General features: G+C 71.4%; 13 protein-coding genes and 1 pseudogene. 6 read left to right on the top strand and 8 right to left on the bottom strand.

The window, feature by feature from the left end; translation table 11 throughout:
• Positions 1-165 precede the first annotated feature (165 nt).
• Positions 166-1551 (top strand): LCP family protein, encoded by a 1386-nt coding sequence (locus QIY60_RS16915; protein ID WP_283145977.1) that lies wholly within the window; start codon positions 166-168, stop codon positions 1549-1551.
• A 417-nt stretch (positions 1552-1968) separates the two neighbouring features.
• Here the strand turns inward: QIY60_RS16915 and QIY60_RS16910 are convergent, their stop codons facing one another.
• Positions 1969-2493: an acyl-CoA thioesterase gene (locus QIY60_RS16910; RefSeq protein ID WP_180357184.1), complete on the bottom strand. Its 525-nt coding sequence runs from the start codon at positions 2491-2493 to the stop codon at positions 1969-1971.
• Between the two features lie 128 nt (positions 2494-2621).
• Here QIY60_RS16910 and QIY60_RS16905 point away from each other — a divergent pair, with 128 nt between their 5' ends.
• Positions 2622-3956: an LCP family protein gene (locus QIY60_RS16905; RefSeq protein WP_283143198.1), complete on the top strand. Its 1335-nt coding sequence runs from the start codon at positions 2622-2624 to the stop codon at positions 3954-3956.
• Between the two features lie 203 nt (positions 3957-4159).
• Complete coding sequence (locus tag QIY60_RS16900; RefSeq protein WP_283143197.1) at positions 4160-5410, top strand: LAETG motif-containing sortase-dependent surface protein; 1251 nt, start codon at positions 4160-4162, stop codon at positions 5408-5410.
• A gap of 67 nt (positions 5411-5477) precedes the next feature.
• Here the strand turns inward: QIY60_RS16900 and QIY60_RS16895 are convergent, their stop codons facing one another.
• Entirely contained in the window at positions 5478-6635 is a 1158-nt protein-coding gene (locus QIY60_RS16895) for an acyl-CoA dehydrogenase (protein ID WP_266980326.1), read from the bottom strand.
• A gap of 189 nt (positions 6636-6824) precedes the next feature.
• Here QIY60_RS16895 and QIY60_RS16890 point away from each other — a divergent pair, with 189 nt between their 5' ends.
• Positions 6825-8150, top strand: coding sequence for a UDP-glucose/GDP-mannose dehydrogenase family protein (locus QIY60_RS16890; RefSeq protein ID WP_283143196.1), 1326 nt, complete (start codon positions 6825-6827; stop codon positions 8148-8150).
• A gap of 10 nt (positions 8151-8160) precedes the next feature.
• Here QIY60_RS16890 and QIY60_RS16885 read toward each other — a convergent pair whose 3' ends face one another.
• From QIY60_RS16885 to purE, 3 genes are all read right to left on the bottom strand, one after another.
• Positions 8161-9339, bottom strand: a complete 1179-nt coding sequence (locus QIY60_RS16885; protein WP_283143195.1) for a dipeptidase — start codon at positions 9337-9339, stop codon at positions 8161-8163.
• 298 nt (positions 9340-9637) lie between these two features.
• A complete protein-coding gene (locus tag QIY60_RS16880; RefSeq protein ID WP_283145976.1) occupies positions 9638-10822 on the bottom strand; it encodes a dipeptidase in 1185 nt (394 codons plus the stop codon).
• Between the two features lie 5 nt (positions 10823-10827).
• On the bottom strand, positions 10828-11349 hold the full coding sequence (purE, locus tag QIY60_RS16875) for a 5-(carboxyamino)imidazole ribonucleotide mutase (protein ID WP_283143194.1): 522 nt from the start codon (positions 11347-11349) through the stop codon (positions 10828-10830).
• A 60-nt stretch (positions 11350-11409) separates the two neighbouring features.
• Between purE and QIY60_RS16870 the strand changes: the two are divergent.
• Positions 11410-11972, top strand: a pseudogene (locus QIY60_RS16870) (zinc ribbon domain-containing protein); the annotation flags it as partial.
• Positions 11973-12029: 57 nt separating this feature from the next.
• Here QIY60_RS16870 and QIY60_RS16865 read toward each other — a convergent pair.
• The gene (locus QIY60_RS16865; RefSeq protein ID WP_283143193.1) at positions 12030-13169 is read right to left on the bottom strand and encodes a 5-(carboxyamino)imidazole ribonucleotide synthase; all 1140 of its coding nucleotides are present in this window, start codon (positions 13167-13169) and stop codon (positions 12030-12032) included.
• A gap of 195 nt (positions 13170-13364) precedes the next feature.
• Between QIY60_RS16865 and QIY60_RS16860 the strand changes: the two genes are divergently transcribed.
• The gene (locus QIY60_RS16860; RefSeq protein WP_283143192.1) at positions 13365-13886 is read left to right on the top strand and encodes a GtrA family protein; all 522 of its coding nucleotides are present in this window, start codon (positions 13365-13367) and stop codon (positions 13884-13886) included.
• 18 nt (positions 13887-13904) lie between these two features.
• Here the strand turns inward: QIY60_RS16860 and QIY60_RS16855 are convergent, their stop codons facing one another.
• Positions 13905-15167, bottom strand: coding sequence for an ATP-binding protein (locus QIY60_RS16855; RefSeq protein ID WP_283143191.1), 1263 nt, complete (start codon positions 15165-15167; stop codon positions 13905-13907).
• Positions 15168-15220: 53 nt separating this feature from the next.
• On the bottom strand, positions 15221-15898 hold the full coding sequence (locus QIY60_RS16850) for a response regulator transcription factor (protein ID WP_067159845.1): 678 nt from the start codon (positions 15896-15898) through the stop codon (positions 15221-15223).
• Positions 15899-15933: the final 35 nt, after the last annotated feature.

Below are 15933 nucleotides of genomic sequence, written 5' to 3'. Positions count from 1 at the left end.
GCGCGCGGCCGGGGCGGCGCCGGTTGTCGCAGATCGTATGGGCTTACGGTGCTCACTATCCCCCTTTCGCCCGCGGAGGTCTCCGTGCCCACGCCCCCCCGCTCCCGCTCCCCCCGTACCGACCGGCCCCGCAGCAGACAGCAGGACGAGCGGCCCCGCTGGGGCATGCGGATGGCGACGACCCTCTCGGTCCTCGTGCTGGGCGCGGGCGGGGTGGGCCACGCCGTGGTGACCAGTCTGGACGGCGGGATCGGGCGGGTGGATCCGTTCAAGGACATGAAGAACCGGCCGCAGGCGGGGCACGGCACCAACATCCTGCTCGTCGGCACGGACGGCCGGGAGACGGTCACGCCGGAGGAGAGGGAGAAGTACCGCCTGGGCGGGGCGCCCTGCCACTGCACCGACACGATGATGATCGTGCACGTCTCGGCGGACCGGAACCGGGCGAGCGTGGTGAGCATCCCGCGCGACAGTTACGCGGAGATCCCCGAGCACACCGACCAGAACACCGGCGCGCACCACAACCAGCACCCCGTGAAGATCAACGCGGCGTACGCGGAGGGCGGGCCCGCGCTCACCGTGCGCACGGTGGAGCACATGACGGGGTTGAAGATGGACCACTATCTGGAGGTCGACTTCACCAGCTTCATGAAGACGGTGGACGTGCTCGGCGGGGTGCAGATCTGCACGGCCCGGCCGATGAAGGACTCGTACACCGGTCTCGACCTCGCGGCGGGTACGCACGAGCTCGACGGCGGGCAGGCGCTCCAGTACGTACGCTCCCGGCACACCGACGGGTCGGCGGACCTCGGCCGGATGCAGCGCCAGCAGCGGTTCATGGCGGCCCTGATCCACAAGGCGACGGGGTCGGGGGTGCTGATGAACCCGGTGCGCTTCCGCGAGGTCGCCTCGACGCTGCTGTCGTCGGTCCGGGCGGACCAGGGCTTCGGGGCGGAGGAGGTCCTGTCGCTGGGCCGGACGATGCGGGACTTCTCGCCGGCGTCGTCGGAGTTCGCGACCGTGCCGATCGGGCAGATGAGCTTCCCCGTGAAGGGGATCGGGTCGACGGTGAAGTGGAACCCGGTGAAGTCGCGGAAGCTGTTCGCCTCGCTGCGCGAGGACCGGTCGCTTGCGCGGAGCGCTGCGCGCGGGCAGCAGGACGGCAAGGGGAAGCCGCCCGGGGCGGTGGTCGAGGTGGCGCCGGACCAGATCCGGGTCCAGGTCTACAACGGCACGCGTACGGACGGGCTCGGGCGGCGGGTGGACGACGCGCTGCGCGCCACGGGCTTCCGCACCACGGGGAACCCGATGGCGGGCGGCACCGGTCTGGTCCAGCGCACGCTCGTCGAGTACGACCCGCGCTGGGACCGCTCGGCCCGGTCGCTGGCGGCCGCGCTGCCCGGCGCCGAACTCCGCCCGGTCAAGGGCCTCGGCCCCACCCTGAAGGTGACGGCGGGCACGGACTTCAGGGCGGTGACGCCGGTGCGGGCGGAGGCGGCGGGGGCGGGCGAGTTCGAAACGGTACGGGGGGACGAGGTGGTGTGTCCCTAGTGGGCCTCCCCGCCGCCGCGTGGGCGGTTCGCGGCGTGCGTGCAGCGCTGCGCCTTCAGCGGGGTGCGAGGTTTCCCGGAGACGGGATGCCGGGTAGCGGCGCGCGTGCGCACGGCGGTGCGGGATAAGGGGCGCGGGGCTGTATCGATTTGCGGCTCCGCCGCGTGGGCGCGACCAGCCCACGACGGCCCGCAGCCGCGCAACGAGCCGCAAGGGGCCGGGCGGGAGCGGAAGTGCCCGGGGACGGGGTGCCGCTGTGCCCACCCGTGCCGCCCCTAGCGGCACGATTGCCCACAGCGGCGGGGGTAGCGGCGCACGTGCCGACAGCGGCGGGGGTTCAGGGGCGCGGGGAACTGCGCGATCAGCCACAGCCGGCCCGCAGCCGCGCGATGAACCCAAGGCACCCCGGGCGGAGCGCTAGTCGTCCAGGCCCTCTGCCGCCCGCTTCTCCCGCAGCTCCAGGATCGCCCGGCGCCGCGCCAGGCGGTGCGTGCGGCGGATCTGGGCCTCCTGGTAACGGCGCTCGTCGCGCTCCGTCTCGGGGAGCACCGGCGGCACGGGGCGCGGCTTGCCGTCCGCGTCGACCGCCGCGAAGACCAGGTACGCCGAGCCCACCTGCTGCGCCGGCGTGGACTCGTTCCAGCGCTCGGCCAGGACCCGTACACCGACCTCCATCGAGGACCGGCCGGTCCAGTTGACCTGGGCCTTCACATGGACCAGGTCCCCGACCCTGACCGGCATCAGGAACGCCATCTCGTCCATGGACGCCGTGACCGCCGGGCCCCCGGAGTGGCGGCCGGCGACCGCCCCCGCCGCGTCGTCCACCAGCTTCATGATCACACCGCCGTGGACCGTACCCAGAAGGTTCGTGTCATGGGCGGTCATGATGTGGCTCAGGGTGGTACGGGACGCCGAGGTCGGCTTGCCCGGAAGATCAGTCATACCGCCCAGCTTATGCGCGGCCGGGTGTGTCCTCATCGCGCGCACATTGCATCAGCTGTGCAACAGCCAGGGCCCAGATCCCCACCCGCCCTGTCAGACACGCGGGGGACCCGTGCATGCTTGACGGCATGAACGACGGATGGTCCGACGACGACCGCGGCGAGCGCTACGGCCGCGGCAGCTCCGCCGCGCAGCCGGACGGCCCGCGCGTGATGCGCCACGTGCAGCGGCCCGTGGGCTCCACGCCGGTGCGCCCGCAGCGCCCGGTCCCGCCGCAGCAGCCCTCGTACGACGACGGGGCCGGCTACGGACAGCAGCAGTACGGCAACGGTGTGCCCGCACCGGGCGCGTACGACAGTGGCTACAGCGACGGCCAGGTCTACGGCACCCCGTCCGGGCGCGGCCCCGGCGGCCCCGGCGGCCGGGGTCCGGGCGGGCCGGGCGGCGGCCCGGGCGCGGCCGGCGCCCCCGCCAGGCCGCGGCCGAACTGGAAGCGCCGCATCATGATCGGCTCGGCGGTCCTGGTGGTCGCGATCGTCGGCGTCTCCGTCGGCACGTACTTCTGGGCCGACGGCAAGATGCACCGCGACGTGGACCTGTCGAAGGTCATCGACCGCCCCGCCGACGGCAAGGGCACCAACTACCTCATCGTCGGCTCGGACTCCCGCGACGGGCTGTCCAAGGACGAGAAGAAGAAGCTGCACACCGGCTCCGCCGAGGGCAAGCGGACCGACTCGATGATGATCCTGCACACCGGTGACAACGGGAACACGATGATCTCGCTGCCGCGCGACTCGTGGGTGCAGATCCCCAGCTTCAAGGGCTCCCAGTCCGGAAAGCTGTTCCCGGCCAAGGGCCACAACAAGCTGAACGCGGCGTACGCGATGGACGGCCCCGAGCTGCTGGTGCGCACGGTCGAGGCCAACACCGGGCTGCACATCGACCACTACGCCGAGATCGGCTTCGCGGGCTTCGCGAACATCGTGGACGCGGTCGGCGGCGTGGAGATCGACATCCCGCAGGACATCAAGGACAGGGACTCGGGCGCCGACTTCAAGAAGGGCAAGCAGACCCTCGACGGCCAGCAGGCCCTCGCCTTCGTCCGCAACCGGCACGGCTACGCGGCCGGCGACCTGGAGCGCACCAAGAACCAGCAGCGCTTCCTGTCCGCCCTGGCCAGCCAGACGGCGACCCCGTCGACCGTGCTCAACCCGTTCAAGCTGTACCCGGTGATGGGCGCGGGCCTGGACACGCTGATCGTCGACAAGGACATGAGCCTGTTCGACCTGGGCGACATGTTCTGGGCGATGAAGGGCGTCACCAGCGGCGGCGGCACGTCGATGAACATGCCGATCTCCGGCAACGGCCCGCAGACGTCCCTGGTGTGGGACAGCGCGAAGGTCAAGCAGCTGGTGAACGAACTGAACAACGACCAGAAGGTCACGGTGACTTCGTCGCGCTGACGCCCTGTCAGACGTGCGCCGAGCGCGACAAGACTCACAGAGAAATCACAGGGCTCTGCACAACTGCCCGCCCTTGCCCCGCTTTGCCCGCCCAACTGGGGGGCCTGGCGGGGCTTTTGGCGTAAAGAAACCTCTACTGCACCCCTTGTTCCGGTCATACGATCACCGGCATTCGTGATTCTCCCGTACCCCGAAGGGGCGTAGTGAACATTCGCCGTGCTCTGGCGACGGCCGTCGCCGCCGCTGTGACCGCGCCCGTGGTGATGCTGTCGGCCGGGTCGGCGTTCGCCGACGCGCAGCCGCCGTCGCAGACGCAGAAGAAGAAGCCGACCATCGAGGAGTTGGAGAAGGCTGCTGCCGAGGCGAAGAAGGCGTACGACGAAGCCCTCACCGCGCAGAACATCGCCCAGAAGGCCGTCGACGCCGCGATGTCCGACGACGCGCCCCTGCATGTGAAGGCCAAGGCCGCCGCCGAGGAGGCGGGCGCCGCGACCGCCGCGAAGACCCTCGCCGACAAGGCCGTCACCGACGCGGCGGACATCCTCGCCGCGCTGCCCGCCGACGCGAAGCCCGAGGACCGGGCCGCCGCCCAGAAGGTCCTCGACGACGCCAAGAAGGACGCCGAGGAGGCGGCCGAGAAGAAGAAGGAAGCCGACGCCAAGGCCGCGGCGGCCCTAAAGGAGGCGCAGGACGCGGAGGTCGCCGCGCTCCGCACGCTGCACACCGCCACCGAGGCGACCAAGAAGGCCCTCGCCGCCAAGGAGGCCGCCGACCAGGCGCTCGCCGACGCCAAGAAGGAGGCCGAGAAGGAGGCCTGCGAGCCCGGCACCCGGCTCATCACCGCGGCCCTCACCGGCCTGCCGTCGAAGATCGCCGCCGGAACCACCACCGACTTCTCGCTGCGGATCACCAACGGCACGGAGAAGACCCTCGACCGGCTCCGGGCGTTCACGTACATCTGGGCCGCCGACAAGAGCAACCACAAGGTCTCCGGCGACCTGCTGCACCTCCAGTGGTCCACCGCCAGGTCCGGCGGTTGGAAGGACGTCGACAGCCTGCACCGCGCGGGTGCGATCGAGAACCTGGAGGCCGGTGCGCACGCCGACATGAAGCTCCGGCTGACGCTCGACGCCAAGACCCCGGCGGGCCAGGGCTTCGCCTTCGTCTCGGCCATCGACGCGCGCAAGTCCTGCGACGGCTCGCAGCCGCCGATGGACAAGTACCCGTTCGAGATCCTCGCCGCCGGTACCAAGCCCGGCACGCAGGGGAAGAGCACCCCGGACGCCAAGCCCCAGGGCGGCACCTCCACCACCCCGGTGAACACCGCCGCCACCGGTCAGCTCGCCGCCACCGGCTCCTCCCCCGCCACCCCGAAGCTCGCCCTCGCGGGCGGCGCGGCCGTGGTGGTGGGCGCGGGCGCGCTCCTGGCGGCACGCCGCCGCACCGACGGCTGAGCACGGCCCCGCACACGCCTCGGGCCCGCATCCGTGACGCACGGATGCGGGCCCGACTCGCTTGCCGCTACGGCAGGTTGCGCGCCATCACGATGCGCTGGACCTGGTTCGTACCCTCGTAGATCTGCGTGATCTTCGCGTCGCGCATCATGCGCTCGACCGGGTAGTCGCGGGTGTAGCCGTAGCCGCCGAGGAGCTGGACGGCGTCCGTGGTGGCCTCCATCGCGACGTCCGAGGCGAAGCACTTCGCCGCCGCGCCCAGGTAGGTCAGGTCCGCGTCGCCGCGCTCCGAGGCCGCGGCGGCCTGGTACGTCAGGGCGCGGGCGGCGGAGATCTTCATCGCCATGTCGGCGAGCATGAACTGGATGCCCTGGAACTCGGCGATCGGCTTGCCGAACTGCTTGCGCTCCTTGACGTAGCCCTTGGCGTAGTCGAGGGCGCCCTGGGCGATGCCGAGGGCCTGGGCCGCGATGGTGATGCGGGTGTGGTCCAGGGTCTTCATCGCCGTGGCGAAGCCGGTGCCCTCCTCGCCGATCATGCGGTCGGCGGGGATGCGGACGTTGTCGAGGTAGACCTCGCGGGTCGGGGAGCCCTTGATGCCGAGCTTCTTCTCCGGGGCGCCGAAGGAGACGCCCTCGTCCGACTTCTCGACGACGAAGGCGGAGATGCCCTTCGAGCGCTTCTCCGGGTCCGTCACGGCCATCACCGTGTAGTAGTCGGAGACGCCCGCGTTGGTGATCCAGCGCTTCACGCCGTTGAGGACCCAGAAGTCGCCGTCGCGGACCGCGCGGGTCTTCATGCCCGCCGCGTCCGAGCCCGCGTCCGGCTCCGAGAGGCAGTACGAGAACATCGCGTCGCCCTTGGCCAGCGGGCCCAGGTACTTCTTCTTCAGCTCCTCGGAGCCGGAGAGGATCACCGGGAGCGAGCCGAGCTTGTTCACGGCCGGGATGAGGGAGGAGGACGCGCAGACGCGGGCCACCTCCTCGATCACGATGACGGTGGCGAGCGCGTCGGCGCCGGCGCCGCCGTACTCCTCGGGGACGTGCACGGCGTGCAGGTCATTGGCGACCAGAGCGTCCAGCGCCTCCTGCGGGAAGCGGGCCTCCTCGTCGACCTCGGCCGCGAACGGCGCGATCTTCGCCTCGGAGAGCGAGCGGATCGCGTCACGGAGCATGTCGTGTTCTTCGGACGGGCGGTACAGGTCGAAATCAGCCGTTCCGGCCAAGGTGACTCACTCCCCAAGGGCGCTAACTACCGTTAAGTAACCTTAATTTTAGTGGGGTGTACGGCTCGGGGCATACGTGAGCTTGACGACAGCCCCCCTGCCTGCGGTTCCGGTGCGGATCACAGGCGTGGCAAGGGCCCGACTATGCTCGGGCAGCGTCCTCAAGCCCGTACCTCCCAGGAGCACCGCATGGCCCTCAAGATCACTGTGATCGGCACCGGATACCTCGGGGCCACCCACGCCGCGGCCATGGCGGAGCTGGGATTCGAGGTGCTGGGCCTCGACGTCGTCCCCGAGAAGATCGAGATGCTGGCGCAGGGGCGCGTGCCGATGTACGAGCCGGGGCTTGAGGAGCTGCTGGGCAAGCACGTCGCCGGGATCGAGGGGTCCAGCGGGCGGCTGCGCTTCACCACCTCCTGGGAGGAGGTCGGCGCCTTCGGCGATGTGCACTTCGTCTGTGTGAACACCCCGCAGAAGCACGGCGAGTACGCCTGCGACATGTCGTACGTCGACGCCGCCTTCGCCTCGCTCGCGCCGCACCTGCGCGAGGGCGCGCTGGTGGTCGGGAAGTCGACCGTGCCGGTCGGGTCCGCCGCCCGGCTCGCCGCGGGGCTGCCCGAGGGCGTGCAGCTGGCCTGGAACCCCGAGTTCCTGCGCGAGGGCTTCGCCGTGAACGACACCCTGCACCCCGACCGGATCGTGGTCGGCGTGGAGAGCGAGCGGGCCGAGAAGCTGCTGCGCGAGGTGTACGCGACCCCGGTCGGCGAGGGCTCCCCGTTCGTGGTGACCGACTTCCCGACCGCCGAGCTGGTGAAGACCTCGGCGAACTCCTTCCTGGCCACCAAGATCTCGTTCATCAACGCCATGGCCGAGGTGTGCGAGGCCGCCGACGGAGATGTCGTGAAGCTCGCCGAGGCCATCGGGCACGACGAGCGGATCGGCTCGAAGTTCCTGCGGGCCGGGATCGGGTTCGGCGGCGGCTGTCTGCCGAAGGACATCCGCGCGTTCATGGCCCGGGCCGGTGAGCTCGGCGCCGACCAGGCGCTCACCTTCCTGCGCGAGATCGACTCCATCAACATGCGCCGCCGCGGCCAGATGGTCGAGATGGCGCGGGAGGCGCTCGGCGGCGGGTCCTTCCTCGGCAAGCGGGTCGCCGTGCTCGGCGCGACCTTCAAGCCGGACTCCGACGACGTACGCGACTCGCCCGCCCTGAACGTGGCCGGGCAGATCCACCTCCAGGGCGGCCAGGTCACCGTCTACGACCCCAAGGGCATGGACAACGCCCGCCGCCTCTTCCCCACGCTCGGTTACGCGGACACCGCGCTCGACGCGGTCCGGGGCGCGGACGTGGTGCTCCACCTCACCGAGTGGCGCGAGTTCCGCGAGCTGGACCCGGCCGCGCTGGGCGAGGTGGCCGACGCCCGGATCGTCCTGGACGGGCGGAACGCGCTGGACGCGGTGAAGTGGCGCGAGGCGGGCTGGACGTTCCGGGCGATGGGCCGCCCGAGGGCCTGACCGCCAGGATCTACGTCGGGTCCAGATCCTCGATGGTGGCGGTGGAGGGCCCCCGGCGGGGCTGGGCCGCGCGGGCGGCGAAGTCGACGTCGCGGATGACCCGGGCGAGGTTTCCCCAGGTCAGCGCGGCGAGATCGGTGTCGTCCCAGCCGCGGCCGATGAGCTCGGCGAGCAGTACGGGGTAGCGGGAGGCGTCCTCCAGGCCGACGGTGCGCGGGGCGCCCGCCTTGAGGCCGTACCCGCCCGAGAGGCCGATGTGGCCGGGCCCGACGACATCGCGCAGATGCTCGATGTGATCGGCGACGTCCAGCACACAGCCGGGTCTTCCGGCCCGCGCGACCTGCGCGGGGGCGAAGCTCACCAGACACACTCCCCCGTTCTCGGCGAACCCGTCGAGGAGCTCGTCGGTGACGTTGAGCGGGTGGTCGGTGAGGGCGCGGGCGGCCGAGCGGGTGAAGATCAGCGGGGCCTTGGCGCAGCCGAGGGTCTGGCGGACGGTCTCGGGGGCGGCGCCGGACAGGTCGATGAGCATGCCGAGCCGGGTGAGCTCCCGTACGACCTCCTGCCCGAAGCGGGTCAGGCCCGCGCGGGTCCAGCTCGTGGTGGCGGTGAGGGCGACGGCGCGTACGCCGAGGGCGTGGTACGCCCGGACCGTGCCCAGCGAGTCGCCCAGCGCATGGGCGGCGACCGGTCCGAACAGCGACGCGATACGGCCGTGGTTACGGGCGTCGGCGAGGTCCCCGACGGCCTGCGCGAGCCGCAGCCCCTCCGGGCAGGCGTCGACGAGCGTACGGAGCCGGTCGACGCGTTCGAGGGTGGCGCTGACGGGGTCCGGGCAGTCGGCGGCGACCATCAGCGACCAGAACTGCGCGCCGACGCCGCCGTGGCGCATCCGCGGGATGTCGGTGTCGAGCGAACTCTCCCCGAGCTCGAGGTCGTGCCACGGGGTGTTCACGAGCACCTGGGCGAGGGTGTTGTAGCCGTCGGCGACGGGGTGGGCGCGGAGGAGGGCGTGGATGCGGGTGCGGACGTCGGGGTCGAGGGTGTCGTGGGGGGCGACCGCTTCCGCCTCCGGCGTGGGTTCGGCGGGCGTGGGCTTCGGCTTCGCGCCGCGTTTCCGGGGGGTGGGGCGGTCCAGCGCGCCTATCGCGGCGGTGGCGTCGTCGGCCTCGTCCTGCAGATCTGCCATGACGGTCTCCCGGTTCGGCGTCGGCGACGGCAGTACGGCCACGATCACATGGGGGCGGCGGGGGGTCGCGGCGGACGGGGCGTTCGGGGGAGGCCCGGTGTTCGTCTGCGGGCCGGTGGGAGCTGGTCGCGCAGTTCCCCGCGCCCCTTGAATGCCGCTGCGCGGCATCCACGGGGCGCCCCGGAGGGGCGCTTCCAGGGGCGCGGGGAACTGCGCGAGCAACCAACGACGGTCCGCAGACGAAAGGGGTCCTGGGCGCAGCCCCCGGAGGGTTTAGGGAAGGGGCGGGGTGGGGGGCTCAACCGTCCAGGGAAGACAGCGTCGCGTTCGACGGCCCCCGCCGCCCCCGCTCATCCCGCCCCACGGACTCCGCATCCCGCAGCACCCGCACCGCGTTCCCCCACGTCAGCTTCGCCACGTCCCCCTCCGACCAGCCGCGGCTGAGGAGTTCGGCGATCAGGTTGGGGTAGCCGGAGACGTCGTCCAGGCCGGACGGGGTGAACGCCGTGCCGTCGAAGTCGCCGCCGATGCCGACGTGGTCGATCCCGGCGACCGCCCGCATGTGGTCGAGGTGGTCCGCCACCGTCACCACCGTCGCGACCGGACGCGGATGCGCCGCCTCGAAGGCGGCGTGCAGCGCCATCGCCTCGGGCGAGGTGTCCAGCGCGTGCAGCCCGTGCGCCCGCAGGTTCTCGTCCGCCGCCGCCGTCCACTCCACCGCCGCGGGCAGGATGAACTTCGGTACGAAGGTCACCATCGCCACTCCCCCGTTGGAGGGGAGGAGCGCCAGCACGTCGTCGGGCACGTTGCGCGGGTGGTCGCACACCGCCCGCGCGGAGGAGTGCGAGAAGATCACCGGCGCCGTCGACGTGGACACCGCGTCCCGCATCGTCGTCGCCGCCACGTGCGAGAGGTCGACGAGCATGCCGAGGCGGTTCATCTCGCGGACCACCTCGTGGCCGAACGGGGACAGGCCCCCGACCCCCGGCGCGTCCGTCGCCGAGTCCGCCCAGGCGATGTTGTCGTTGTGCGTCAACGTCATGTAGCGGACGCCCAGCGCGTACAACGCCCGCAGCGTGGCGAGGGAGTTGTTGATGGAGTGGCCGCCCTCGGCGCCCTTGAGCGACGCGATGCGGCCCGCCGCCCGCGCCTTCTCCATGTCGTCCGCCGTCAGCGCCCCCGCCAGGTCCCCGGGGTAGCGCGCGATCAGCTGGTCGACGCAGTCGATCTGCTCAAGGGTCGCGCTGACCGCCTCGTCGCCCGCCAGGTCGGTACGCACGTACACCGACCAGAACTGCGCGCCGACCCCGCCCGCCCGCAGCCGGGGGATGTCGGTGTGCAGACGGCCGGTCTGGTCCTGCCCGACGTCGCGGCGCGCGAGGTCGTAGCGGACCTGCTTGCGCAGCGCCCAGGGGAGGTCGTTGTGGCCGTCGACGACGGGGTGCTGGGCCAGCAGCGTACGGGCTCGCGCGAGGTGGTCCACCGTGCTCACTTTCCGAAGCCGAAGGACGCCGAGGACTCCACCTTGGAGCGCAGCCGCCTGCCCTTCTCCGTCGCCTGGTCGTTCAGCTCCTGCTGGAACTCCCGCATGCGCGCGAGGAGTTCGGGGTCATGGGCGGCCAGGATACGGGCGGCCAGCAGGCCCGCGTTGCGCGCCCCGCCCACCGACACCGTCGCCACCGGCACCCCGGCCGGCATCTGCACGATGGACAGCAGGGAGTCCATGCCGTCCAGGTACTTCAGCGGCACCGGCACGCCGATCACCGGCAGCGGGGTGACCGAGGCGAGCATGCCGGGCAGATGGGCCGCCCCGCCCGCACCCGCGATGATCGCCTTCAGGCCGCGGTCCGCCGCCTGCTCGCCGTACGCGATCATCTCGTGCGGCATCCGGTGCGCCGAGACCACGTCGACCTCGTACGCGATCTCGAACTCGTGCAGGGCCTGGGCGGCGGCCTCCATGACCGGCCAGTCGGAGTCCGAGCCCATGACGATGCCGACCACTGGATTCATTTCAATCTCCTTGCGTACCTTTTGCTGCGCGGCGAGATCCCAGAGTGCCAGACAGGCTCACGCAGGATCTCCTACGTGGAGACCTCGGCGATGCTCACAGGATGGAAGAAGGCCGAGGAAAAGGACGCTGCGGAGTACACCCGTTCCGCGTTCCGATTCCGGGACGGGGAACTCACGCTCGCGAAGATGCGTGGTCCATTGGCGATCGTGTGGTCGCCTTCTCTCCCCGACGGCGCCGAGCCGTCCACGGTCACAGTGTCCCGGGACAGGGCGGTCGGCCTCGATGCGGGCATCACCAACCTGGTGACCCTGTCCACCGGGGAGAAGATCACCAGCCCCAAGTGCGAGAAGAAGGACCGCCCGTCCGCGGCCTGCTCGGAAACCGCACCCTCGCACGTGCGATCTCGGATGCCTCGTGGGCGGAACTGCGTTCCCGGTTGGAGTACAAGTGCGCCTGGTACGGGCGCGAGCCGATCGCGATCGACCGGTTCTTCCCGTCGAGCAGAACCTGCTCCGCCTGTGGCCTGATCCGCGACAAGCTGCCCTTGAACGTCCGGGAGCGGACGTGCGGGGGATGCGGCACCCGGCACGACCGGGATCACAACGCCGCGAAGACCCTCCTGGGTCATGGCGCGAGCTGTGGCCGTTCCCTCCCCGCATGGTGCGGGGAGGGAACGAGGTCACTCGGTGATCGTTCCTCTGAGGTAGTCGGCCGCGTGACGGGCGCGCTCGCGCACGTCAGCGAGGTCGTCGCCGTAGGTGTTGACGTGGCCGACCTTACGGCCGGGCTTCACGTCCTTGCCGTACATATGGATCTTGAGCTGGGGGTCGCGGGCCATGCAGTGCAGATACGCGTAGTACATGTCGGGGTAGTCGCCGCCGAGCACGTTGCACATGACCGTCCACTTCGACCTCGGGCGCGGGTCGCCCAGCGGAAGGTCGAGCACGGCCCGGACGTGGTTGGCGAACTGCGAGGTGATCGCGCCGTCCTGGGTCCAGTGGCCGGAGTTGTGCGGGCGCATCGCCAGTTCGTTGACCAGGATGCGGCCGTCGCGGGTCTCGAAGAGCTCGACCGCGAGGTGGCCGACCACGCCCAGCTCGTCCGCGATCCTGAGCGCCAGCTGCTGGGCCTCGCCCGCCAGCTCCTCGGCGAGGCCGGGCGCGGGGGCGATCACGGTGTCGCAGACCCCGTCGACCTGGACCGACTCGACGACCGGGTAGGACACGGCCTGGCCGTGCGGGGAGCGGACCACGTTGGCCGCGAGCTCCCGTACGAAGTCGACCTTCTCCTCGGCCAGGACGTCCACGCCCGCCTTGAAGGCGTCCGCCGCGTCCGCCTCGGAGCGTACGAACCACACGCCCTTGCCGTCGTAGCCGCCCCGGACGGTCTTGAGGATGACGGGGTAGCCCTCGCCCTCCGCCGCGAACCGCGACACGTCGGCCGGGTCCGCCACCAGCCGGTGGCGGGGGCAGGGCGCGCCGATCTCGTCGAGCTTGGCGCGCATCACCCCCTTGTCCTGGGCGTGCACCAACGCGTCGGGCCCCGGCCGGACGGGAATGCCGTCCGCCTCCAGGGCCCGCAGGTGTTCGGTGGGTACGTGCTCGTGATCGAACGTGATCACGTCACAGCCGCGCGCGAAGGCACGCAGCGTGTCCAGGTCGCGATAGTCGCCGATGACGACATCGCTCACCACCTGGGCCGCCGAGTCCTGGGGGGTGTCACTGAGCAACTTGAATCTGATGCCGAGGGGGATGCCCGCCTCGTGGGTCATACGGGCGAGCTGACCGCCGCCGACCATGCCGACTACCGGGAACGTCACGCCCCCAGGGTATCCGCCGTCCCCGGGGCCCCCGCCGGAGCGGCCCGCGGGCCGGGGCGGGGCCGGGCGTGGCCGGGATTTGCGGGCGCCCACGAGCGGGGCCCGGGGGCGCTGGTTAGCATGGCCAGGTTGGCGTACGACCAACGACACGGATCTTGAGAACGACACCGAACCGAACGGGGCTGGGCGATCACCATGAGTGAACGGGGCGCATTGCGTACGCGACTGCAGCTGCTCGCCCGGGAGATCGCGAAGTTCGGCGCCGTGGGCGCCATCGGGTTCGTCGTCAACGCGATCGTCTTCAACCTGTGCATGCACGTGGCCCACCTCGCGGTCGTACGCTCCGGTGTCATCGCCACCGCCGTCGCCATCGCCACCAACTACGTCGGCAACCGCTACTGGACCTACCGGCACACCGACAGCGGCCGGCGCAGCCGGGAGCTGATGCTCTTCCTGCTGTTCAGCGGCATCGGCCTGGTGATCGAGAACGGTGTGCTGGCGCTCTCGCACTACGGCTTCGGCTACACCTCGACCGTCGCCGACAACGTCGCCAAGAACGTGGTGGGCCTCGGCCTCGGCACGGTCTTCCGGTTCTGGTCGTACCGCACCTGGGTGTTCCGGGCGCTGCCGGCCCGGGAGGCCGTGCAGACCGCCGAATCCTTTCTCGGCGAGGCCCCGCAGCCGTACCCGTACGCCCGCAACAACTCCGGCTCCTGAATCAGGGGCGTAAACCGGTCATCTGATCGTCTGCTCCGGCTCGCGCGGGCCGCGCGCCACCCGGCTGAGGAACAGCGCGAACACCGCGGGCTGCTGCTGGAGCATCTCCAGGCGGCCGCCGTCCGCCTCCGCCAGGTCGCGGGCGACCGCGAGGCCGATGCCGGTGGAGTTGCGGCCGCTGATGGTCCGCTCGAAGATCCGCGCCCCGAGGTCGGACGGCACGCCGGGCCCCTCGTCGGTTACCTCGACGACGGTCTGGTTTCCGGTGACGCGGGTGCGCACCGCGACCGTGCCGCCGCCGTGCATCAGCGAGTTCTCGATCAGCGCCGCCAGGACCTGGGCGACCGCCCCCGGCGTCCCCACCGCCTGCAGCCCCTGCTTGCCGGAGCGCACGATCGCGCGGCCCGCGCTGCGGTAGGCCGGGCGCCACTCCTCCAGCTGCTGCTTGACCACCTCGTCGAGGTCGAAGACGACGGCCGAACCGATCCGGGGGTCGCGGGAGTTGGTGAGGAGGCGCTCCACCACGTCGGTGAGCCGCTCGACCTGGGTGAGCGCGATCGTCGCCTCCTCCTTGACCGTGTCCAGGTCGTCGGTGAGGGCGATCTCCTCCAGGCGCATCGAGAGCGCGGTGAGCGGGGTGCGCAGCTGGTGGGAGGCGTCGGCGGCGAGCCGGCGCTCGGCGGTGAGCATCCGCCCGATCCGCTCGGCGGAGGAGTCCAGGACGTCGGCGACCCGGTCCAGCTCGTGCACCCCGTACCGCTTGTGGCGGGGTCGCGGGTCGCCGGAGCCGAGCCGCTCCGCGGTCTCGGCCAGATCGGTGAGCGGGGAGGCCAGCTTGTTGGCCTGGCGTACGGCGAGGAGCACCGCGGAGACGATGGCGAGCAGCGCCACCGCGCCGATGATCAGCAGGGTGCGCCCGACCTCCCGGGTGACCGTGGAGCGGGACTCCTCGACCAGGACGGCCTCGCCGCGCTCGCCCTCGGCGGAGCCGCGGATGAGCGAGCCGCTGGGCCGGGTGCCGAGCTCGATGGGGGCGCGGCCGGGGATGTCGATGCGGGCGTAGCGGTCGGGGCCGACCCCGGCCAGCGACTGGGCGCTGACCGTCTCGCCCGCGAGCATCCGGCTGTCGATGACGCTGACCAGCCGCAGCGCCTCGGAGTTCACGCTCTCCTGGGCGCTGCTGCTGATCGTCCTGGTCTCGACGATGACGAGGGAGACGCCGAAGACGGCGATCACCACGAGCACCACGGCGAGCGTGGAGTTGATCAGTCGGCGGCGCATGGCTCAGTGTCCCAGGACGTACGGGCGCGGGTCGTCGGCTCTTCCCGAAGTCGTCAGCTCTTCTCGAAGCGGAAGCCGACGCCGCGCACGGTGGCGATGTAGCGCGGGTTGGCGGCGTCGTCGCCGAGCTTCTTGCGCAGCCAGGAGATGTGCATGTCGAGCGTCTTGGTCGAGGACCACCAGGTGGTGTCCCAGACCTCGCGCATCAGCTGGTCTCGGGTGACGACCCGGCCCGCGTCGCGCACCAGCACCCGCAGCAGGTCGAACTCCTTGGCGGTGAGCTGGAGCTCCTCGTCGCCCATCCAGGCACGGTGCGACTCGACGTCGATCCGCACGCCGTGGGTGGCGGGCTGGGGGGCCGGCTCGGTGGCGCCGCGCCGCAGCAGGGCCCGCACCCGGGCCAGCAGCTCGGCGAGGCGGAACGGCTTGGTGACGTAGTCGTCGGCGCCGGCGTCGAGGCCGACCACGGTGTCCACCTCGTCGGCGCGGGCGGTCAGCACCAGGATCGGGACGGTGTGGCCCTCGGCGCGGAGTCTGCGGGCCACCTCCAGGCCGTCCATTCCGGGCAGCCCCAGGTCGAGCACGACCAGGTCGGCGCCTCCCTGGAGTCCGGCGTCGAGGGCGGTCGGGCCGTCCTCGCGGACCTCGACCTCGTAACCCTCCCGACGCAGTGCGCGGGCCAGCGGCTCCGAGATGGACGCGTCGTCCTCGGCGAGCAGTACACGGGTCATGGGGGTGATGGTAGTCCGCGACCGGGACGGGCTGT

The organism is Streptomyces sp. BPTC-684, assembly GCF_030028635.1.
GTDB lineage: Bacteria > Actinomycetota > Actinomycetes > Streptomycetales > Streptomycetaceae > Streptomyces > Streptomyces noboritoensis.
Note: the sequence above shows the minus strand (reverse complement) of the source record. Positions and strands in the feature narration are given on the sequence as shown.

Bases quoted from the DNA above. Each gene is read 5' to 3' on its own strand.
- QIY60_RS16910 (WP_180357184.1), bottom strand. From the start codon at position 2,493: ATGACTGATCTTCCGGGCAAGCCGACCTCGGCGTCCCGTACCACCCTG.
- QIY60_RS16915 (WP_283145977.1), top strand. From the start codon at position 166: ATGCGGATGGCGACGACCCTCTCGGTCCTCGTGCTGGGCGCGGGCGGG.
- QIY60_RS16885 (WP_283143195.1), bottom strand. From the start codon at position 9,339: ATGGCAGATCTGCAGGACGAGGCCGACGACGCCACCGCCGCGATAGGC.
- QIY60_RS16850 (WP_067159845.1), bottom strand. From the start codon at position 15,898: ATGACCCGTGTACTGCTCGCCGAGGACGACGCGTCCATCTCGGAGCCG.
- QIY60_RS16860 (WP_283143192.1), top strand. From the start codon at position 13,365: ATGAGTGAACGGGGCGCATTGCGTACGCGACTGCAGCTGCTCGCCCGG.
- QIY60_RS16890 (WP_283143196.1), top strand. From the start codon at position 6,825: ATGGCCCTCAAGATCACTGTGATCGGCACCGGATACCTCGGGGCCACC.
- QIY60_RS16905 (WP_283143198.1), top strand. From the start codon at position 2,622: ATGAACGACGGATGGTCCGACGACGACCGCGGCGAGCGCTACGGCCGC.
- QIY60_RS16855 (WP_283143191.1), bottom strand. From the start codon at position 15,167: ATGCGCCGCCGACTGATCAACTCCACGCTCGCCGTGGTGCTCGTGGTG.
- purE (WP_283143194.1), bottom strand. From the start codon at position 11,349: ATGAATCCAGTGGTCGGCATCGTCATGGGCTCGGACTCCGACTGGCCG.